This window comes from Amycolatopsis sp. Hca4 (assembly GCF_013364075.1).
Classification (GTDB): domain Bacteria; phylum Actinomycetota; class Actinomycetes; order Mycobacteriales; family Pseudonocardiaceae; genus Amycolatopsis.
This window is the reverse complement of record NZ_CP054925.1, coordinates 2,735,806-2,756,222: the sequence shown is the minus strand read 5'-3', so window position 1 is coordinate 2,756,222 and position 20,417 is coordinate 2,735,806. Positions and strand designations below refer to the sequence as shown.

The window sequence follows — 20,417 nt, the reverse complement described above, 5'->3', positions numbered from 1 at the left end:
CGCGTGTGCTGTGACATGCGGGGCTTCGCCCCGGCCGGGGGCTCCGCCACCCGGACCCCCGAAAGACAGTCAGCCGTTGCGGCGCAGCGCTGCCGGAGTGGTGCCGAGCTGGGCGCGCAGCACCCGCGTGAGGTGTTCCTGGTGGGAGAACCCGCAGCGGACGGCGATCTCGGCGATCGGGTCGTCGCCGGTGCGCAGCAGCAGCCCGGCCTGTTCGACGCGCAGCTGCAGCAGGTACCGGTGCGGCGGCAGGCCGGTGCGCGCCTTGAACCGGCGCGAGAACTGGCTGACGCTCAGCCCGGCGAGCGCGGCCAGGTCGGCCAGCGGCACCGGCTCGGCGAGCCGGTCGGCCATCAGGTCGCGGACCCGCGCGAACTGGCGGTCGGAGAGGCCGCGGGCCGGTTCGGGCTCGGGGACGTGCCCGGCGCGGTGGTGGCGCGCGAGCTGGGCGGCGACGAGCGCGCCGAGCTGGTCGGCGTAGGTCCGGGCCGCGGGCTCCCAGTCGCGGACGACGCCGTCGAGGCCGAGCACGAGCTGTTCGAGCAGCGGATCACGGCTGCCGAGCTCTTCGGCGAGCCGGACGGGCGCCCCGGCGGCCTCCTGGACGGCGGCGTCGTCGACGTAGACGTGCACGGTGTCGAGTTCACCGCCGAGCTCGACCGACAGCTCCGCGTGCGACGGCTGCAGGAACAACCCGCCGACGGGCATCCGCCTGCTCTGTTCGCGGGCGGTCCCGACCCCGCGCCGGACGGTCACCGGGCCGTCGAGGTGCAGGATCAGCTGGTGGCTGCGCGCCGCGCCGAACTCCGCGCGGTAGGGGCGTTCCCGCTGCCGCGAGAGGTAGACGCGATCCCAGCCGAGGCCGGCGCTGGTCCGGTCCGGGCGGACCCAGGGCAGCGCGAGGATGCCGTTGGTGTCGGCCAGCCCGAGTTCGCCCACGGTGCCTCCTCGACGTCGAGGCTGCTCGCGATGGTACCCGCCCTGAGCTGGTCGCCCGGACTTGCGAACCGGGCGTTCACCCTCGCACCTGGCCGCCGTGGTGCCCCTGCTCCGAGGGCTCCGGTTGCCCGGCCCGGTCGGCGCTTGTTGCCGCGTCGAGCACCCCGCCGCGGGGGCGCCCCCCGTTTTCCACGCTACCGGAGGGCACCGACAATTCCGGTCGCTCGAAGCGGGCCACGCTGGTCGAAGGCACGGTCGCCGTCCGCTGCGAACGGAGCATCCCGGACTCCCCAGGTCCGCTCGAAAGCGGTCAGCTCGCGTACCGGAAGGGTCGATCGGCGTACCGGGGGAGTCGGCTGGCGTACCGGAAGGGTCGGCTGGCGCACCGGAAGGGTCGGCTGGCGCACCGGAGGGGTCGGCTCAAGAACCGCCCGCCGAGGTGGCCGAAGCGACCCGCCAGGTACGCGAGCCGACCCGCCAGGTACGCGGGCCGACTCTCCAGGTACGCGACCCGACCGTTTCCGTCGCCGGGAGCTGATACCCCGCGCCGGGCGGCTTGTCGTGACAGCTTGGCTCGGGCGCGGCAGGTGGCTCAGCCGGGCGCCGCGCGGCCGTGGCGCCAGTAGCCCAGGAACGCGATGTCCGCCTTCGGCCAGCCGCGATCACGCACCAGGTGACGGCGCACGCCGGTCGCCAGCGCCGCCTCCCCGGCCACCCACGCGTACCCGGGACCGGACGGCAAACCAGCCTCCCGGATCGTCGCCAGGGCCAGCGCGCCCGGGCGGCCGGGCTCCGGGCGCGGCAGCCAGTGCACCCGCACCCCGGGCGGCGCTTCGACCTCCCGGACGTCCGCCGCCGACGGCACCTCCAGGAACACCTCGGCCACCAGGTCGTCCGCCGCGTTCTCGAGGATCGCCAGGATCGCCGGCAGCGCGCTCTCGTCCCCGGCCAGCAGCTGCCAGGGCACCCCGGGCGGCGGCAGGTAGCTCACGCCGAGGTCGAACACGCCTGCCGGGTCGCCCGGGCGGGCCCGGCGGGCCCACTCGGCCGCCGGGGCGTCGCCGTCGTGGAGGGCGAACTCGATGTCGATCTCGCCGGGGCGGGCGCGGCGGATCGTGTAGTTGCGGACCCACGGGCGGCGGGACTTCGGCATCACCAGCAGCTCGGCCATCCAGCCCTCGTTGTCCAGCGTCGGCATCCGGAGCCGGTCCTGGCCCGTGCGCGGGAAGAACAGCCGCACCGCCTGGTCGTCGCCGGCCGGCTCGAACTCCGCCAGCCCGGGACCGCCGAGGGTGACCGTGCGGAACGCCGGGCTGGGCGCGGTGTTCGCGCGCACCTCCAGGGTGATCATCCGCCGCGTCCGGGGGCGGCGCACCTTCGGGATCATCAGACGTCCAGCACCAGCCGCGGCGAGAGCGCGCGCGACACGCACGGGTACATCCGGCCCGCCGCCGCGCCGATGTCGTCGCGGTGCTCGGGCTCGCCGTCGACGACCCCCACCTCGCAGCTGCCGCACACCCCTTCCCGGCACGCCGACGGCACCGGCCGTCCCGCGTGGTTCAGCGCGTCCAGCAGCGACTCGTCCGCCGGGACCTGGATCGTGCCGCCGGAGCGGGCGCACCCGACTTCGAACGGCGTGTCCGGGCCGAACGTCCGCCGCACCGGCTCGAACCGCTCGGTGTGCACGCGCGGGAACGCCGCCTCGGCCGCGTCCAGCATCGACGCCGGGCCGCAGCAGTACACCTCCGCCGAGGGGAACTCCTCGGCCAGCGCCACGAGGTCCGGACGGCCGAGCCGCACGCGTTCCCCGTACTCGGCGGCCAGTTCCGCGGCGAACGGACGGCCCGCGTAGGCCAGCGTCACCGCGGCGCCGGAGGCGACGGCGGCCCGCAGCATCGGCACGATCGGCGTGATCCCGATCCCGCCCGCCACGAACAGGTACTCCGCCGCCGGCCGCAGCGGGAAGTGGTTGCGGGGCAACGAGACCGGCAGCGTCCGGCCCGGCTGCAGAAACAGGTGGACGTACTCCGAGCCGCCGCGGCTCAGCGGGTCGTGGCGGACCGCGATGCGGTAGGCCGAGAGGTCGGCGGGATCGCCGCACAGCGAGTACTGCCGCGTCAGCCAGTTCGGCAGTTCCAGGTCGATGTGCGCACCCGGCTCCCACGGGGCCAGCGGGCCTTCGTCGCCGCGCAGCACCAGGGAAACGACGTCGTCGGTGACGCGTTCGATGCGCTCCAGGATCGTCTTCTGCATGTCAGTACAGCTTCCGGTAGCCGTCTTCGAGGAGCCGGTCGAGCAGCGCCGGGTCGATGTTCATCTTTTCGGCGGCGATCTCGCCGGGCGACGGCAGTTCCGCGGCCAGCGCCTGGCTCGCCGGGTCCCACAGGCGCGACCGGATCAGCGCGCGGCCGCAGTGGAAGTACACCTCGGCGACGTCGACGACGATCGCCAGCATCGGTGCCTTGGCCTCGGTGCGCATCCGGGCGAGCACGTCCGGCTCGTCGGTGACGTACGCGCTTCCGTTGACGCGCAGGGTTTCCCGCATACCGGGGACGAAGAACAGCAGGCCGACGCCGTCGTTTTCGGCGATGTTGCGGAAGGAGTCGGCGATCTTGTTGCCGGGCCGGTCGGGCAGGGCCAGGGTGTGCTCGTCGAGGACCTTGACGAAGCCGGGGTAGTCGCCGCGGGGCGAGCAGTCGGCGCGGCCCGCGGCGTCGGCGGTCGCCAGCGTCAGGAACGGCGAGTGCGCGATGAAGCGGCGGGCGTGGGGGTCGATGCGGTCGCCGATCTTGGCCTTGATCATCGCCTCCGGCTCGCCCAGCCGGGCCCGCACCTCGGCCCCGGAGACGTGGGGCAGCGTGTTTGTGCTGGTCATGGCACAATTATGAGCAAATACTCAGGTCTTGACTACTCGCTTTCCGGGAGGGATCCGTGACGCCGGACCAGCGCCGCATCCAGCCACGTAAACAGCCGCGCCAGGTCCGCGCCGAGCTGACCCGGCAGCGGATCCTGACCGCGGCTGCTCACGTTTTCGCCGACCACGGCTACGCGGCGGGCACCACCAACCGCATCGCCGAGCACGCCGGCATCTCCATCGGCTCGCTGTACCAGTACTTCCCGAACAAGGACGCGATCCTCGCCGAGCTGCTGACCCGCCACCTCGACGGCGGCACGGCGGCCGCGGCGAAGGTCCTGACCGGTCCGCTGCCGGAGTCGATCGAAGAGATCTTCCGCGTGTTCGTCCGGCTCGCCGTCGAAGCCCACCGCGACGACCCCCACCTCCTGCGCATGCTGCTGGAGCAGGCGCCACGGTCGAACGAGCTGCTGGAGCGGATCGGCGGGGTGAAGCAGGAGATGGTCGGCTACACCCGCGCCCTGCTGGAGAGCCACCCGGAGGTCCGCGTCACGGACGTCGAGACGGCGGCCCGCCTGGTGATCGCGACGGTCGAGCTGGCGGTCCACGACCTGCTGGCCGAACCCGACCCGATCGACGCCGAACGGCTGGAGGACGAGATGGTCGCGATGCTGACCCGGTACGTCAAGGGGTGAACGGCCGCTGTCCGTCGTGGAAGACGTTGTGGTCGGTCGCGGTCCAGCCGGGTCGGCGTACCCGACCTCCAGACGGCAGCCAGTCCACTCAGCGGTCCCGTGCCACCAGTGCCGCCTGGGTGCGGCTTGTCACGCCCAGCTTGGCCAGGACGTTGCCCACGTGCACCTTCACCGTCCGCTCCGCCAGGCGCAGCCGGGCCGCTATGTCGCGATTGGACAGTCCCTCGCCCAGTAGCTCCAGCACGTCACGCTCGCGCGGGGTCAGCGCACCGCCGCCGCTCAGCGCGGACGCCGCCGCCGGGCTCAGGGCCGTCACGCCCTGGTGGGCGGCCCGGACGGCGGCCGCGAGTTCGTCGCCGGACGAGTCCTTGAGCACGAACCCCGCCGCGCCCGAACCGAGCGCTTCGCGGATCTCCCGCGGCCGTCCGACCGTCGTCAGCATCAGGACCCGAGGCGCCGACGGACCGAGCCGGCGCAGGACATCGAGGCCGTCCATCCCGGGCAGGTACAGGTCGAGCAGGACCACGTCCGCCGGTACCTGCGACGCGAGCAGTTCCGGCCCCGAACCGTACTGCGCGACCACTTCGAGGTCCGGCTGCGCGCCCAGGACCAGGGCGATGCCTTCGCGCACCAGCGCGTGGTCGTCGACGACCTGCACCCGGATCATGTCCGGCACTCTACTGTCGGCCCATGCGTCAGTCTCTCGTCACGACGGCGGCGGTCGCCCTGGTGTTCTTCGCCAGCGGGGCGTGGACGCCGCAGCAGGGGTGGCTCGCCGCCGGGCTCAGCGCGGTTCAGCTCGTCCCGCTGCTGTGGGCCCGTCGTGCGCCGGCTCTCGTGCTCGCCGTGGTGACCCTCGCGTCCGCCGGCCACCTGCTGCTCGACCAGCCGCGCAACACGATGTACGTGCCCGTGCTGCTCGCCCTCTACAGCACGCCGCAGCGGTGGCTCGCCGTGGCTTCGGCGCTAATGGTCGGGGCCGCCGTCTTCCCGGCGAAGGGGCCGCTCGACGGGACCGTCCTCGCCGTCACCATCTCCGCCGTCGCCTGGCTGCTCGGGGCCGAACGCCGCCGGGCGCTCGCCGAGCGGGCCGAGCGGGCGGCCCGGCGGCTGCACGACACGCTCGCCCAGACCACCGCCGTCATGCTGGTGCAGGCCGAGACGCTGCGCGCGGTCGGCGACCTCACCCAAGCCGACCGCGAACGCCTCGACACCCTGCTGGCCGCCGGCCGGGGTGCGCTCACCCTCGTCCGCCGCACGCTGGACGACCTGCGTGACGACACCGAGCGGACCCCCGACCTCGCCGAGGTGCTGGCCCGCCTCCGCACCGCGGGACTGGTGCTCGACCGCGATCCGGTGCTGCCCGCGCTGCCGCGCCCGGTGCGGGAGCTGGCCGAGCGGTTCGTCGCGGAGACGGCGGTGAACGCGTTGCGGCACAACGGTCCCGGTGTCCGGCTGCGCCTGTCCGTCGAATCCGGGGACCGGGTGCGGATCACCGCGCGGAACACGCTCAAGGGGACGGCCCGCGAAGGCGGTGGTCACGGGCTGGCCGGGCTCGCGGAGCAGACCGCGGCGGCCGGCGGTGCGCTGAGCCACGGGCAGCGGGACGGCGAGTGGGTCGTCAGTGTCGAGCTGCCAGCAGCTGGGACACGGTCACGAACCGGTAGCCGCGCTGCTTGAGCTGGTCCAGGATCGGGTCGATCGCCTCGCGGCTCTGCTCGCGGGAGGCGTACATGGCGTGCAGCACCACGATCGAGCCCGGGCGGACCTGGTCGAGGACGGTGCGCTCGACGGTCGCCGTGTCGGGGATTCCGTCGGAGTCCGGGGCGACGTCCCAGGTGATGGTCGTGCGGTGGTGTTCGGCCAGGTAGTGCGGGAGGGCGAAGAGCTTTTTGCCGTTCGGGGGACGGAAGAAGATCTCGCCGGGGTAGCCGGCGGCGCGGATGAGGGCGTCGGTGGCTTCGACCTCGTCGGCGACCCAGGCCGGGGTCACGCCGATCATGCGATCGTGGCTGAAGCTGTGGTTGCCGATTTCGTGGCCTGCTGCGGCTATGGCGTGGGCCAGGTCGGGGTGGGCCGCCATCTCGTGGCCGATGAGGAAGAACGTTGCCGGTACCTGGTGGGTTTCGAGGGTGTCGAGGATGGTCCGGGTTCCGGCTGGGTCGGGGCCGTCGTCGAAGGTGAGGGCGACGACCTTCTCGGCGGTGTCGACGCGGTCCACGATCGTGCCGAAGAACTGGAAGCTGGGCGACTTCGCCACCTGGAGCAGGGTGTAGGCCCCGGCGACGGCGACGACCAGCGCGCTCGCGACGGCGATCGTCCACTTCCGGGCGCGGCGGGATTTCAAGATCATGGCGGTCACCCTGGCGAGGACCGGGGAACGGCGGAAGCCGCGAAGGTACTAGTACCTCCGCGGCTTCCCGGAACCGTCAGAGCGGGTTGTATACGCCCAGTGGGGCCGTGCAGAACGGGCCGCCCACGTACTCGGCCGCCGGTCCTGCCGGGGCGGGCTTGCCTGCCAGCTGCTCCGCGTACACCTCGGCGTCGTCCAGGGACTTGTAGCCCAGGGCCTCCGCCTCCTCCAGCGAATAGATCCGGCGCGTGTTGTCCGATACGCCCCAGATCAGGCGGTAGCCCGGGTTCGGTGCCGCAAGGCAGGCCTCGAACAGGCGGGCGCCGTCGTCGGGGGAGAGCCAGGTGGTCAGGCCGCGGGGCCCCAGGGGCAACGGGGTCTCGAAGCACGAGCCGATGCGGATGACGATCACGTCCATGCCGTAGCGGGAGTGGTACAGGCTTCCCAGTGCCTCGATCGCCGCCTTCGACACTCCGTAGTACGTGTCCGGGCGGGGGGATGAGTCCGCCGGGAGGTCCTCGTCCACCCTGCGGAAGCCCACCGCGTGGTTGCTCGAAGCCAGGATCACCCTGGGGATCCCGGCGGCCTGCGCGGCCGCCAGGACCGTCTGCGTCCCGTTGATGTTGACGTCCAGGGTCGCTTCCCACGTGTTCTCGCGGCTGTGGCCGCCCAGGTGGATCACTGCGTCCACGCCTTCGCACGCGGCCGCCATCGCCTCCGGGTCGGTCACCGAGGCCGTCACGATCTCTTCCGCAGCGTCGGACGCGGTCTGCGGAGCCACGTCGAGCAGGCGCAGCACCCGGCCTTCGCGCCTCAGGCGGGGGCGCATCAGGGTGCCGACGACACCCGCCGACCCGGTGATGAGCACGCGCTGGTCCGTCATGGATTTTCTCTCCCAACCAGGAATGGCGGCGGACTGTGGTGATTAACGGATCCCGGCCCGGCGCAGCTGCTGGCCGAGCTCGGCGGTGGTTTCGGCGAGCAGTTCGCCGACGCGGCGGGCGTCGTCGTCACTCACCTGGGCGATGGGCATCGAGCAGCTGATCGCGTCGGTGCCCGGGATGCGGTACGGGATCACCGCGGCGACGCACCGGACGCCGAGCGTGCCCTCCTCGATCTCCGCCGCGTACCCGCGCTCGCGCGTGGCCGCGCACTCGGCGTGCAGGCCCTCGAGGGTGGTGATCGTGTTCGGGGTGAGTGCGGTCAGCGTGGCCGGCATCAGCGCCTCGATCTCGTCGTGCGTCAGCTCGGCCAGCAGCGCCTTGCCCAGCGCTGTCGCGTGCGCCGGCAGCGTGCGCCCGACGCGGGAGACCAGGTGCGTCGACCGCTGGGACTCGCGCGTTTCCAGGTAGACGACCTCGGTGCCGTTGCGGCGCGCGAAGTGCGCGGTGAAGCCCGTCTTCTCCCGGATCCGCTCCAGGGCTTCGGTGGCGAACGGGACCACCGCGTCACGGTCCAGGTACGCCGTGCCGCAGATCAGCGCCCGGACACCGAGGCGGTAGCGGGCGGTGTTCGCGTCCGCCTCCAGCCAGCCCGCCTCCAGGAGGGTGCGCAGCAGGCCGTGCAGGGACGAGCGGGGGAAGCCGGTGCGCGCGTGCAGGTCCGACAGGGACAGCCAGACGTCGTTCGCCGCGAACGTCTCGATGAGGTCGACGGCCCGGCGCGCGGACTTGACGCCCGAGGACTCGGCGGGGGCCCCGTCGGGCACCGCCGGGTTGTCCACCTTCTGCGGCATTTGTGTGCCTCCGTCCGGCCGTTGACTTGTGACCCCGGCCATATTAGCGTCCCGAACAACGTTCTTATGGATGAACATAATCACTATAACAGACTCCGTTCATAGATGTGAACAGTGACCCACATCGACGTGGACGCGGAAGGGAGCCTGCGGTGCACGCACTCGACTGGACGATGATCTGCGCGTACTTCGCGCTGATGATCGTGATCGGCTGGTGGTCGCACAAACGGGTCAGCGACGTGAAGGACTTCTTCACGGCGGGCGGCCGGATGCCCTGGTGGCTGGCCGGCATCTCGCACCACATGTCCGGCTACAGCGCCGTGCTGTTCGTCGCGTACGCGGGCGTCGCGTACACCAGCGGCGTCACCGTGTACTTCTGGGGCTTCGCCAGCATCGGCATCGGCGTGGGCATCGGCAGCTGGCTGTTCGCCGCCCGCTGGAACCGGTTGCGCTCGAAGCTCGGCGTCGCCTCGCCGCTGGAGTACCTGGCCAAGCGCTACAACGTGCCGACGCAGCAGGCGCTCGCCTGGAGCGGCAGCCTGCTGAAGATCTTCGACATCGCGGCCAAGTGGTTCGCCGTCGCGACGCTGCTGCACGTCTTCGCCGGCCTCGACTACAACCTCGGCATCCTCATCACCGGCGCGGTCACCCTGGTCTACTGCACCATCGGCGGACTGTGGGCCGACGCGCTCACCGACTTCGGCCAGTTCGTCATCCAGGCCATCGCCGCGATCGTGATGATCGTCGTCGTCCTCGGCAAGCTGGGCGGGATCTCCGCGCTCTGGACGATGTGGGACAAGCTGCCCGAAGGGCACGTCAACCCGGTGACGTCCAAGTACACCACCATCTTCCTGCTCGTCTACGTGCTGGTGAAGACGCTGGAGTACAACGGAGGCATGTGGAACCTGGCGCAGCGGTACATGGCCGCGCCGAACACCCACGAGGCCAAGCGCGGCGCGCGGCTGTCCTCGGCGCTGTACCTGTTGTGGCCGCTGGTGCTGATGTTCCCGATGTTCGCGGCGCCGCTGCTCATCCCCGGCATCAAGGACCCGACTCAGTCCTACGCGATCATGACCACGACGTTCCTCCCGCCGGGACTGATCGGCCTGGTGCTGGCCGGGATCTTCTCGCACACCATGGCGATGGTCTCCTCCGACGCCAACGCGATCTCCGCGGTCATCACCCGTGACATGATCCCGGCGATGTTCCGCCGCGCCCGGCAGTGGACCGACACCCAGGGCCTCAAGGCGGCGCGGATCACCACGGTCGTGTTCGTCGCGCTGACCATGCTCGTGGCCACCCAGGCGCAGAACCTCGGCGGTGTGCTGCAGATCGTCGTCAACTGGGTCGCCGCGCTGATGGGCCCGATCTCGATCCCGTTGCTGCTGGGCATGCTGCCGTGGTTCCGCAAGTGCGGCCCGCGCGCCGCGCTGATCTCCTGGGCGGGCGGCCTGATCGACTACGCGCTGGTGTACTACGTCTTCAAGGCGAACCAGACGGTGCTCGTCGCGACGCCGATCCTGGTTTCGCTCGCGCTCTACGTCGGCCTCGGGCTGCTCGCTCCCGAGCGCAGCGCGGCCGCCGATGAGATCGTCGACACCGTGAACACCGCCGACGACGCCGTCGGCCGGAAGCAGGAAGGCACGACCGTGCCCGCCTGACGAGAGGCCTCACCCGGCCGAACCGATATAAGGACGAGAGAGCAGAAAACACATGGCACAGAACGAGATCGAGCTGGACGGCCTGCTGGCGTTCCCCCTCACCCCGTTCACCGAGGACCTCGAGGTCAACCTCGACGCGCTCGCGGAGAACGTGGAGAGCCACATCGCGGCGGGCGCCGGTGCGCTGTTCGTCGCGTGCGGCACCGGCGAGTTCAGCTCGCTCTCGCCCGCCGAGGTCACCTCGGTGCTCACCCGGGCCCGGGAGGTGGCCGACGGCCGCGTCCCGGTCTGGGTGGGTGCCGGGGGTGGCGCGGCCTCGGCACGGGCCGGCATCGCGGCGGCGCAGGAGGGCGGGGCGGACGGCGTCCTGCTGCTGCCGCCGTACCTGGTCACCGGGCCGTCGGCGGGCCTGGTCGACTTCGTCCGCTACGCGGTCGGCGACTCGTCCGTGCCGGTCATCGTCTACCACCGCGGCACCGGCGTGTTCACCGCGCCGGCCGCGGCTTCGCTGCTGGACATCCCGTCGGTGGTGGGCCTCAAGGACGGCTACGGCGACGTCGAGTGCATGACCCGGATCGTCACCACGATCCGGTCGCTGGACACCGAGCGGGCGCGGAACTTCCTGTTCTTCAACGGGTTGCCGACCGCGGAGGTCTCGGCCAAGGCGTACGCCGCGATCGGCGTCGCCCGGTACTCCTCGGCCGTGCACTGCTTCGCCCCGGAGATCGCGCACCGCTTCCACCGCGCGCTCGGCGAGGGCGACACGCGGGTGATGGACGCCCTGCTCACCGGCTTCTACCTGCCGCTGGTGGCGCTGCGGGACGAGACGTCCGGCTTCGCCGTCTCGCTGGTCAAGGCGGCCGCGCGGCTGCGCGGCGACAAGGTCGGCCCGGTCCGGCCGCCGCTGGTCGAGCCGACGCCGGAGCAGGTCCGCCGGCTGGAGAAGATCGTGGAGGACGGCTTCGTGACGCTGAAGGGGCTCGGCTGATGCAGATCCTCGACGTGGTGCTGACCCCGGTCGCGTTCGCGGACCCGCCGCTGCTCAACGTCATGGGCGTGCACGAGCCGTTCGCGCTGCGCAGCGTCGTGCAGGTCAAGTGCGAGGACGGGATCGTCGGGCTCGGCGAGTCCTACGGCGACGACGCCTTCCTCGGCGAGGTGCGCAAGGTGCTGCCGCGGCTGCGCGGCCACGACGTGTTCGACCTGCCCGGCCTGCAGCGGCTGGTCGCGGAGGCGCTCTCGGACACCGTGCTGACCGACGCGCACGGCCTGATCGGCGGCTTCTCCATCCGCAAGACGATCGCGAGCGTGTACTCGCTGTTCGAGGTCGCCTGCCTGGACGCGCAGGGTCACTTCCTCGGCCGTCCGGTGACCGACCTGCTCGGCGGCAAGGCACGCGACGCTGTCGAGTTCTCGGCGTACCTGTTCTATAAGTACGGCAAGCACATCGACGGCCGCGAGGACTCCTGGGGCGAGATCACCACGCCCGAGACGCTGGTCGGCTCGGCGAAGCGGATGATCGACGAGTACGGCTTCCGCTCGATCAAGCTCAAGGGCGGCGTCTACGAGCCCGAGCAGGAGGTCGACGGGATCCGCGCGCTGGCCGAAGCGTTCCCCGGGCACCCGCTGCGGATCGACCCGAACGGCGCGTGGACGGTCGAAACCGGCATCCGGGTGGCCGGCGAGCTCGACGGCGTCCTGGAGTACCTGGAAGACCCGACGCCGGGCATCGACGGGATGGCCCAGGTGGCGGCGGAGGCGTCGATGCCGCTGGCCACCAACATGTGCGTGGTCAACTTCGGCGACATCGAGCCGGGCTTCCGGGCGCGCGCGATCGGCGTGCTGCTGTCGGACCACCACTTCTGGGGCGGGCTGCGGGCCACGCAGTCGTTGTCGGTGACCTGTGAGAGCTTCGGCGTCGGCCTGTCGATGCACTCCAACAGCCACCTCGGGATCAGCCTGGCCGCCATGGTGCAGGTCGCCGCGGCCACGCCGCACCTGACCTACGCCTGCGACACGCACTGGCCGTGGAAGGTCGAGGACGTCATCGAACCGGGTGTGCTGGCGTTCCGCGACGGCGCCGTCGCGGTGCCGGCCACCCCGGGGCTGGGGATCACCCTCGACGAGGACGCGCTGGCCCGCCTGCACGAGAACTACGTCCGATGTGGACTGACCAAACGGGACGACGTGACCTACATGCGCAAGTACGTCCCGGACTTCCAGCCGAACACGGCGAGGTGGTGAGCCGGTGAAGGTGACGGGATACGCCTACCCCTGGGACGTCCTGGACGACGGGTTCGTTCCGCGGGTTCAGGCGCTCGGCGTCGACGAGGTGGCCGTGGCGCTGTCGTACCACAGCGCTCGCGCGGCGACGCCGTGGTCGCCGTCCCGGACGGCGGTCGTGGCGCGGCACGCGGCGTTCTACCGGCCGGTGGCCGACGGCTGGGGCGCGCTGCGTCCGTCCACTCCGGACTGGGTTTCCCCGGAAGATTCCGGGGGTGACGCCGTCCGGCTGCTGAACGAGGCCGGGATCCCGGCCGCCGCCTGGATCGTGCTGACCCACAACTCCCGGCTCGGCTACGAGCACCCGGAAGTCGTGGTGCGCAACTGCTTCGGCGAGAGTTACCCGTGGGCGCTGTGCCCTTCGCAGCCCGCCGTGCGCGAGTACGCCGCGGCCGTGGTCGCGAATTCCGTCGCCGGGCTCGAGCTGTCGTCGGTGATCCTCGAAGCCTGCGGTCCGCTCGGCGCGGTGCACCAGCACCAGCACGAGAAGACCGACGGCGTGTGGGCACCGGCCGTGGCCCGGCTGCTGTCGATCTGCTGCTGCGACGCCTGCGCCGCCGCCTGGGACACCGATGCGGACACGGTGCGGGCCCAGCTCGTCGAAGAGGTCCGGCGGCTGATCGCCACCGGTGATCTGGGGATCACCGGCGACCGGTTGCCGCCGTCGTCGACGCAGATGCTGCTGCGGGGCCGGCAGCAGGCGACCGACGCGCTGCGGGCCGCGGTTTTGGCCACGCTGCCGCCGGGCACCCGGATCGTGCTGCACGGCGCGCTCGACCCGTGGGTCACCGGCGCGCTGCCGGGGCTGACGCCGTCCGCCGCGGACGACGTCGACGCGGTCGTATTGTTCGGGTGGGCTCCCGCCACGGGCGCCGAGGCCGTCGCGGCGGCCCGGGAGGCCCTGCCCGAACGCGTGGCGATCGGGAGCTACATCACGGCGGTGGCCGCCACGCCGGTGCCGGACATCGCCGGTTACGTCGGCGAGCTGGCCAAGGCGGGCGCCGCCGAGCTGCACCTGTACCACCTCGGCCTGGCCGGGCCGGGTCGCTGGCCCGACCTGGAAACGGCCACCGCCGCCGCCCATGAGAACTGAGGAGCTGTTCCACCCATGAGCCAGGCCACTGACGCCGCCACGCTCGAGAAGATCCTGGCGGGAGCCGCCGAAGCCGCCGGTCCGGCCGCCGAGTCGACCCCGGCCGAACGCGCCGGCTGGCTGACCGCCGTCGCCGACGCCCTCGACGCCGCCGCGGGCGAGCTGGTCCCGCTGGCGCACGCCGAGACGCACCTGCCCGAGTCGCCGCGGCTGGCCGGCGAGCTGAAGCGCACGACGTTCCAGCTGCGCCTGTTCGCCGAGGTCCTCTCCGACGGCGAGTACCTCGGCGCCACCGTCGACCACGCCGACCCGGAGTGGCCGATGGGGCCGCGCCCGGACATCCGCCGCGTCAAGACCGCGATCGGGCCGGTGCTGGTGTTCGCGGCCAGCAACTTCCCGTTCGCGTTCAGCGTCGCGGGCGGGGACACCGCGTCCGCGCTGGCCGCGGGCTGCCCGGTGGTCCTCAAGGCGCACCCCGGGCACCCGGAGCTGTCCGCGAAGACCGGTTCGATCGTGCGCGAGGCGCTGATCAAGGCGGGCGCGCCGGCGGCGCTGTTCAACGTGATCTTCGGCCAGGAGGAGGGGGTGACGGCCCTGAAGGACCCGCGGATCGCGGCGGCGTCCTTCACCGGCTCGATCCCCGGCGGGCGCGCGCTGTTCGACATCGCTGCGGCTCGACCGCGGCCGATCCCGTTCTACGGCGAGCTGGGCAGCGTCAACCCGGTCGTGGTCACCGAGGCCGCGATCGCGGCGCGCGGGGAAGCCGTGGCCAAGGGGTACGCCGGGTCGTTCACCCTCGGGGCGGGCCAGTTCTGCACCAAGCCGGGGTTGCTGTTCCTGCCGGAAGACCACGGTTTGACCGACGTGTTGCGGGCGGCTCTGGACGGGGCGCCCGCCCAGCCGATGTTGAACGACCGGATCGCGGCTGGGTTCTCTGCCCGGTTGTCCGAATTGCGCGAGGTTCCGGGCGTCGAGGTGGTGTCTTCGTCGCCTTCGTCTTCGCCGGCGTTCACCCCGACGCTGCTGGCGACGACGGGCAAGCAGTTCCTCGAAGGCGGCGACACGGTGCACGAGGAGTGCTTCGGGCCGGCGTCGCTGATCGTGACGTACGCCGACCAGGCCGAGCTGCTGCGCCTGCTGGAGGTGATCGAACCGGGGCTCACCGCCACGATCCACGGCGAGGAGTCCGATGTGGGCTGGCTCCGGCCGGTGCTGCCCGCACTGGCCCGCATCGCCGGCCGGCTGCTGTGGAACGACTGGCCCACCGGCGTGACGGTGAGCTGGGCCCAGCAGCACGGCGGCCCGTACCCGGCCACGACGGCCCCGACGACAACCTCGGTCGGGACGGCGGCGATCGAGCGGTTCCTGCGGCCGATCGCCTGGCAGGGCTTCCCGGACGCGCTGTTGCCGGAACCGCTGAAGGAGGCCAACCCGTGGCAGTTGCCCCGGCGCACTGACGGCGCTCGCTAACCCCACCGGCCTCTTTGGTCCCACCGGCACCACGGGCCCACGGGGGCGCCCCCCCGGTTCCACTCTACCGCTCGGCACCGACAGTTTCCGGAGCCGCTGACCCGCTGAAAGCGGCGCTCCCCGGGGAGCGCCGACCCGGCCCGGCGCCTTTCCCGCAAGGCGCCGGGCCGGGACCCTCCGCCGCCGCACACCCGAATCCCCGTTAGCCGAAGATGTCTTCTGGGAGGCATTGTCATGCCCGTGAACCGGAGAAACGCGCTGCGCGGCGGTGCCCTGGCGGCCGCTTCGACCGTGCTCCTGACCCGCCCGTCCTTCGCGGCGAGCCCCGCCGCCGTGCCCGCGGTGCAAGCGAGCCCGGTGCCCGCCGCGACCGCGTCGATCGTTGCCGCCTACCGGCAGCTGCAGACCGGGATCAACCGGCCGTCGCCGGAACGCGCCGCCGCGCTGGCCAACCTCGGGCGGGTTGCCAAAGCCTACAACGCCAGCCTGTCCGTGGCCGGCGGTGGTGCTCCACTGTGGACGGACCTGCCGCTCGGTCCCGGCAGCGACTACACGACCTCGATGTACGCGCGGCTGCGGGCGATCGCCGTCGACTGGGGCACGCCGGGCGGCTCCCTCTCAGGTGACCCGGTGGTGCTCGACCGCATCAAGTCGGCGCTGGAGCTCATCTACGCCAGCCAGTACAACGAGAACGTCGGCGAGATCGGCAACTGGTACACCTACGAAATCGGCATCCCGTACTACCTGCTGCACACGCTGTCGGTGGTCGCCGACCAGCTGACCGCCGAGCAGCTGGCCCGCTACCTCAAGCCGGTCAAGCGGTTCGTCGGGAACCCGAACCTGCGCGCGAACAACGCGTCGGTCGTCGAAACCGGCGCCAACCGCGCGGACAAGGCGCTCATCTCGATCGTTTCGGGCGCGATGCTCGGCGACACGGCGTGGATCAAAACCGGCATCGACGCGCTCACCGACGTCGCGGGCGGGGGCGCGGCGAGCGTCGTCGCGAAGCTGGACCGCGCGGCCGGCGACGGTTTCCACGTCGACGGCTCGTTCATCCAGCACGACACCATCCCGTACCCCGGCCACTACGGCATCGTGCTGCTGACCGCGCTCGCCGGCGCCATCCACGTCACGCAGGGCACGGAGTACGCGCTCCCACAGGCGTTGAGGGACAAGATCTACGCGCTCGTCGCGGACAGCTTCGCGCCCTTCGTCTACGCCGGCGCGCTGATGGAGCCGGTGCGCGGGCGGATGCTGTCGCGGCAGGGGGAGACCGGGCACGACATCGGCCACCAGCTCACCGTGGCGACGCTGGTGCTGGCCCGGACGGCGTCGGGCAAGACGAAGACCGACCTGAACGCCCTGGCCGCGAAGTGGATCAAGGAAGGCGATTTCGCGCCGTTCCTGAAGATCCCGGACCCCGAGCGGTTCGCGCCCGGCCCGGACCTGGTGGCGACGCCGGGCATCGAGTTCGCGCAGGACATGCTGGCGTCGGGAGCGCGCCCGGCGCGGGTCGAGGCGACCCACCGCGGCTTCGGCCAGCAGGACCGGCTGGTCCACGTCACCGAAGGGTGGTCGGCGTCGCTGGGCGTCAGCTCGACGCGGATTTCCCGCTACGAAGCCATCAACGGCCAGAACCTCAAGGGCTACCACGTCGGCGACGGCGTGCTCTACACGTTCCTGCCGAACGCCAAGGGCCACTACACCGACGCCTACTGGCCGACGGTCGACCCGCTGCTGCTGCCCGGCACGACCGAGCACGACGGCCCGGTCGACCCCAAGTTCGGCGGGGTACCGACCGGCCCGAACGCGCACACCGGCGGTGTCCGCTGGGACGCACGGCACGGCACGAGCGCGTTCGACTTCAAGAACTGGGACGGCTCGCTGGTCGCGAAGAAGTCGTGGTTCTTCACCCCGGACGGGATCGTCTGCCTCGGCGCCGGGATCACCGGCACGTCGGGCTACGCGGTGCGCACGACGATCGAGAACCGCAACCTCGGCGAGGGCGGCCGCGGCACCCTGCTGGCCGACGGCCGGCGCGTGGCCACCGACCTCGGGAGGCCCACCACGCTGCGGCGGCCGCGCTGGGCGCACCTGGAGAACGTCGGCGGGTACGTGCTGCTCGACGACGCTTCGGTGACGGCGCTGCGCGAAGACCGCACGGGTGCCTGGCGCGACATCGACACCGGCGCCAACACGAAGGGCACCACGACACCGAACACCCGCCGGTACCAGAAGCTGGTCCTCGAACACGGCGTCAAGCCGACGGACGCGAAGTACGCGTACGCAGTGCTGCCGGGCGCATCGTGGATCGACACGCTCACGGCGTCCTGGGCGTGGCGCGTGCTGGCGAACACCCCTGGGGTGCAGGCGATCCGCGTGCCGGGCGGCACCGTGCTGGCGAACTTCTTCGCGGCCGGCTCGGTCGGCGACCTCGCGGTGTCGGGCCCGGCGTCGGTGGCGCTCGGGCGGTGCGGCGCGCGGACGCAGCTCGCGGTGTCGGATCCGACGCAGCTGCAGGACAGCGTGACGGTGACCGTGCGCGGCCGGGCCGTGGAGGTGCCGCTGAAGGGCACCTTCGGCGCGACGAAGGTCGTCCTGGTGTAACCGGACCTCCCCGCCGGGCCGGTGCCCCGACCCGGTCCGGCGGGGTCCCCACCTCGGTTACGCTGCCGGACATGACTGTCGCCGAGCACGTGGACGTCCTGATCGTGGGCGCCGGCCTGTCCGGCATCGGCGCGGCCTGCCGGCTGCAGGAGCGGCTGCCGGGCAAGACGTACGCGGTGCTGGAAGCGCGTGACACGATCGGCGGTACCTGGGACCTGTTCCGGTACCCGGGCATCCGGTCCGATTCGGACATGTTCACCCTCGGTTATCCGTTTCGCCCGTGGAAGGACCCGAAGGCGATCGCGGACGGGCCGTCGATCCTGAGCTACATCCGGTCGACGGCTTCGGCTTTCGGGGTGACCGGCCACATCCGCTTCGGGCATCGGGTGACGACGGCGTCGTGGTCGTCCGCGGAGGCCCGGTGGACGGTCTCGACCGCGCACGGGGCGACGTTCACCTGCCGGTTCTTGTACCTGTGCAGTGGTTACTACTCGTACGAGTCCGGGCACGTCGTCGACTTCCCGGGCCGCGCGGAGTTCGCCGGGGAGATCGTGCACCCGCAGCACTGGCCGGATGCGCTGGACTACGCGGGCAAGCGGGTCGTGGTCGTCGGCAGCGGCGCGACGGCGGTGACGCTGGTCCCGGCGCTCGCTTCGGCCGCTTCGCACGTGACGATGCTGCAGCGCTCGCCGTCGTACATCGTGGCGCGGCCCGGCCGCGACGCGCTGGCCGACCGGATCCGCGCGTTGCTGCCGGAGAAGCTCGCGCACCGGGTGGTGCGCGGCAAGAACGTGGTCATGGGCACGCTGTTCTTCCAGCTGATGCGGCGGCTGCCCGGCCGGGCGGCTTCGGCGTTGCGCAAGCGGGTGGCCGAGCAGTTGCCGGCGTCGATCCCGGTGGACCCGCACTTCGTGCCGTCGTACGACCCGTGGGACCAGCGGCTGTGCCTGGTGCCGGACGCGGACCTGTTCCGGGCGTTGCGGTCGGGCAAAGCGGACATCGTGACCGACCGGATCGCCCGGTTCACGACGTCCGGCGTCGCGCTGGCATCGGGCCGTTCACTGCCGGCGGACGTGATCGTGACGGCGACCGGCCTGCGGCTGGTGGCCTTCGGCGGGATCGCGCTGACGGTCGACGGGCGGGCGATCGAGCCGGGCGAACAGCGGACGTACAAGGGCACGATGTTCGGCGGGGTGCCGAACCTGGCGTGGTGCGTGGGGTACACGAACAGCTCGTGGACGCTGCGGGCGGACCTGGCGTCGCAGTACGTGTGCCGCCTGCTGGCGTACCTGGACCGGCACGGGTTCGCGTTCTGCGTGCCGGACGCGGCCTCGGCGACGGGCGCGGGCCGGCTGCGGCCGATCGTGGACCTGCAGTCGGGGTACATCAAGAGGGCTGCGTCGAACCTGCCGAAGCAGGGCGGCCGACGGCCGTGGATGATGCGGCAGAACTACCTGCTCGACCTGGCGGACATGCGGTTCGCCCGCGTCGACGACGGCGTGCTGCGGTTCGGCCGCGCCGCTCGCTGAGTTCGGTCTGCCCGCTCAGCTTTCGCGTTGGCGCAGCAGCCGCCGGACGGCGTTCCGGTCGCCCTCGATGGTGATCCGGCCGTCGTCGACGGCCTCGTCGAGCCCGGCGGGGTGGTCGAGCAGGGCGTTCAGCGTCCAGGGGGAGGTCCGGATCGTGGCGTCCGGGGCGCCGGGTTCGCCCGGTTCGACGGTCAGGCGGCCCGGCTCGGTGCGCACCGTCCACACGCGACTGTCCAGTTCCACGCGGTAGCAGGAGGTGTCGCGCGGGCGGGCGGATCCGCGGAGGAACAGCAGCACGGAGGTGACACCGAGCTCGGCGGACTCGGGGCGTGGGACGCGGGTGCCCCACGCGCCCAGCGCCAGCACGATCGGTTCCAGCTCGCGGCCCCACGCGGTCAGTTCGTAGACCGTCGCCGCGGCCGGGGGCGGCAGCTTCCGCCGCGTGACGACGCCGCGGCCCTCCAGTTCGCGCAGCCGGTCGGTGACCAGATTCGCGCTGGCCCCCGGCAACGCGCGGCGGACGTCGGTGAAGCGCTGCGGGCCGAGCAGCAGTTCCCGCACCACGAGCAGGGCCCACCGTTCCCCGACGACGTCCAGGGCGCGGGCGATCGTGCAGGCGTCTCCGTAGCTGCGGCTGGTCGGCATGGTCTTAATGTACAACTGCGTGGTTGTTTTTAACAACTAAATCGGCGTACGGTGAGCCGCACCCGGACATCGACGGAAAGGAACGGTCATGAGCCGACCGGTCGTGCACTTCGAGATCATCGGCACCGACCCGGCGCGGCTGCGCGGGTACTACGCCGAGCTGTTCGGCTGGGAGTTCGAGACGTCGGCCCCGGTGTCGGACGAGGTGTCGGAGCCGGGCGCCTACGGCTTCGTGGAGACCGACGGCATCCCGGGCGGCGTGGGAGGCGGCGCGGCGTACGAGAGCCACGTGGTGTTCTACGTGGGCGTCCCGGGCGTGGCGGCGGCACTGGCGGACGCGGAACGCCTCGGCGGAACCCGCCGGATGGGCCCGGCCCGCGCTCCGGGCCGGGACCTGGTGGTCGCCCACTTCACCGACCCGGAAGGCAACCTCATCGGCCTCGCCGGCCCGGCTTGACCGGCCGGCCGGGTGCTTTGACGGGCATCATCCGTGATCAGGAGGGCATCACCCGTGATTGGAGAGGCATCACGTGTGGTTGAGGGGGCATCGCGG

At 71.9% G+C, this 20,417-nt stretch carries 19 protein-coding genes; 10 read left to right on the top strand and 9 right to left on the bottom strand.

Going from position 1 to position 20,417, the window contains the following annotated elements; genetic code table 11:
* Window positions 1-69: 69 nt before the first annotated feature.
* The 4 genes from HUT10_RS11905 to HUT10_RS11890 all read right to left on the bottom strand — a co-directional run bounded on the left by HUT10_RS11905 (window position 70) and on the right by HUT10_RS11890 (window position 3,814).
* Window positions 70-939, bottom strand: a complete 870-nt coding sequence (locus HUT10_RS11905; protein ID WP_176171254.1) for a helix-turn-helix domain-containing protein — start codon at window positions 937-939, stop codon at window positions 70-72.
* 592 nt (window positions 940-1,531) lie between these two features.
* Window positions 1,532-2,326, bottom strand: coding sequence for a siderophore-interacting protein (locus tag HUT10_RS11900; RefSeq protein ID WP_176171253.1), 795 nt, complete (start codon window positions 2,324-2,326; stop codon window positions 1,532-1,534).
* Window positions 2,326-3,192, bottom strand: coding sequence for a PDR/VanB family oxidoreductase (locus tag HUT10_RS11895; RefSeq protein ID WP_176171252.1), 867 nt, complete (start codon window positions 3,190-3,192; stop codon window positions 2,326-2,328). The genes HUT10_RS11900 and HUT10_RS11895 overlap by 1 nt, the downstream gene beginning before the upstream one ends.
* A 1-nt stretch (window position 3,193) precedes the next feature.
* Window positions 3,194-3,814, bottom strand: a complete 621-nt coding sequence (locus tag HUT10_RS11890) for an MSMEG_1061 family FMN-dependent PPOX-type flavoprotein (RefSeq protein WP_176171251.1) — start codon at window positions 3,812-3,814, stop codon at window positions 3,194-3,196.
* Between the two features lie 56 nt (window positions 3,815-3,870).
* Between HUT10_RS11890 and HUT10_RS11885 the strand changes: the two genes are divergently transcribed.
* Window positions 3,871-4,488 carry a TetR/AcrR family transcriptional regulator gene (locus HUT10_RS11885; RefSeq protein WP_176171250.1) on the top strand — a complete coding sequence of 206 codons (618 nt, stop codon included), beginning with the start codon at window positions 3,871-3,873 and terminating at the stop codon, window positions 4,486-4,488.
* A gap of 88 nt (window positions 4,489-4,576) precedes the next feature.
* On the opposite strand, the gene HUT10_RS11880 is transcribed toward HUT10_RS11885, so the two are convergent.
* On the bottom strand, window positions 4,577-5,155 hold the full coding sequence (locus HUT10_RS11880; protein WP_176171249.1) for a LuxR C-terminal-related transcriptional regulator: 579 nt from the start codon (window positions 5,153-5,155) through the stop codon (window positions 4,577-4,579).
* Window positions 5,156-5,178: 23 nt separating this feature from the next.
* Between HUT10_RS11880 and HUT10_RS11875 the strand changes: the two genes are divergently transcribed.
* Window positions 5,179-6,168, top strand: coding sequence for a histidine kinase (locus HUT10_RS11875; RefSeq protein ID WP_176171248.1), 990 nt, complete (start codon window positions 5,179-5,181; stop codon window positions 6,166-6,168).
* Here the strand turns inward: HUT10_RS11875 and HUT10_RS11870 are convergent.
* The 3 genes from HUT10_RS11870 to HUT10_RS11860 form a co-directional block, all read right to left on the bottom strand.
* On the bottom strand, window positions 6,110-6,841 hold the full coding sequence (locus HUT10_RS11870) for a polysaccharide deacetylase family protein (protein WP_176171247.1): 732 nt from the start codon (window positions 6,839-6,841) through the stop codon (window positions 6,110-6,112). The two genes, HUT10_RS11875 and HUT10_RS11870, sit on opposite strands and share 59 nt — an antisense overlap.
* Window positions 6,842-6,917: 76 nt before the next feature.
* On the bottom strand, window positions 6,918-7,724 hold the full coding sequence (locus tag HUT10_RS11865) for an NAD(P)-dependent oxidoreductase (protein WP_176171246.1): 807 nt from the start codon (window positions 7,722-7,724) through the stop codon (window positions 6,918-6,920).
* 42 nt (window positions 7,725-7,766) lie between these two features.
* A complete protein-coding gene (locus HUT10_RS11860; RefSeq protein ID WP_176171245.1) occupies window positions 7,767-8,576 on the bottom strand; it encodes an IclR family transcriptional regulator in 810 nt (269 codons plus the stop codon).
* Between the two features lie 152 nt (window positions 8,577-8,728).
* On the opposite strand from HUT10_RS11860, the gene HUT10_RS11855 reads away from it, so the two are divergent.
* The 7 genes from HUT10_RS11855 to HUT10_RS11825 all read left to right on the top strand — a co-directional run bounded on the left by HUT10_RS11855 (window position 8,729) and on the right by HUT10_RS11825 (window position 19,219).
* Window positions 8,729-10,237 carry a sodium:solute symporter family protein gene (locus tag HUT10_RS11855; RefSeq protein ID WP_176171244.1) on the top strand — a complete coding sequence of 503 codons (1,509 nt, stop codon included), beginning with the start codon at window positions 8,729-8,731 and terminating at the stop codon, window positions 10,235-10,237.
* A gap of 52 nt (window positions 10,238-10,289) precedes the next feature.
* Entirely contained in the window at window positions 10,290-11,225 is a 936-nt protein-coding gene (locus tag HUT10_RS11850) for a 5-dehydro-4-deoxyglucarate dehydratase (protein ID WP_176171243.1), read from the top strand.
* Window positions 11,225-12,481, top strand: a complete 1,257-nt coding sequence (locus tag HUT10_RS11845) for a glucarate dehydratase family protein (RefSeq protein WP_176171242.1) — start codon at window positions 11,225-11,227, stop codon at window positions 12,479-12,481. The genes HUT10_RS11850 and HUT10_RS11845 overlap by 1 nt, the downstream gene beginning before the upstream one ends.
* Window positions 12,482-12,485: 4 nt before the next feature.
* Window positions 12,486-13,613: a hypothetical protein gene (locus HUT10_RS11840; RefSeq protein WP_176171241.1), complete on the top strand. Its 1,128-nt coding sequence runs from the start codon at window positions 12,486-12,488 to the stop codon at window positions 13,611-13,613.
* A 15-nt stretch (window positions 13,614-13,628) separates the two neighbouring features.
* The gene (locus HUT10_RS11835) at window positions 13,629-15,083 is read left to right on the top strand and encodes an aldehyde dehydrogenase (NADP(+)) (protein WP_176171240.1); all 1,455 of its coding nucleotides are present in this window, start codon (window positions 13,629-13,631) and stop codon (window positions 15,081-15,083) included.
* A 234-nt stretch (window positions 15,084-15,317) separates the two neighbouring features.
* A complete protein-coding gene (locus HUT10_RS11830; RefSeq protein WP_176171239.1) occupies window positions 15,318-17,690 on the top strand; it encodes a polysaccharide lyase 8 family protein in 2,373 nt (790 codons plus the stop codon).
* A gap of 71 nt (window positions 17,691-17,761) precedes the next feature.
* Window positions 17,762-19,219: an NAD(P)/FAD-dependent oxidoreductase gene (locus tag HUT10_RS11825; protein WP_176171238.1), complete on the top strand. Its 1,458-nt coding sequence runs from the start codon at window positions 17,762-17,764 to the stop codon at window positions 19,217-19,219.
* A 15-nt stretch (window positions 19,220-19,234) separates the two neighbouring features.
* Here the strand turns inward: HUT10_RS11825 and HUT10_RS11820 are convergent, their stop codons facing one another.
* Window positions 19,235-19,864 (bottom strand): winged helix-turn-helix transcriptional regulator, encoded by a 630-nt coding sequence (locus HUT10_RS11820; protein ID WP_176171237.1) that lies wholly within the window; start codon window positions 19,862-19,864, stop codon window positions 19,235-19,237.
* Between the two features lie 88 nt (window positions 19,865-19,952).
* On the opposite strand from HUT10_RS11820, the gene HUT10_RS11815 reads away from it, so the two are divergent.
* Window positions 19,953-20,321: a VOC family protein gene (locus tag HUT10_RS11815; RefSeq protein ID WP_176171236.1), complete on the top strand. Its 369-nt coding sequence runs from the start codon at window positions 19,953-19,955 to the stop codon at window positions 20,319-20,321.
* Window positions 20,322-20,417: the final 96 nt, after the last annotated feature.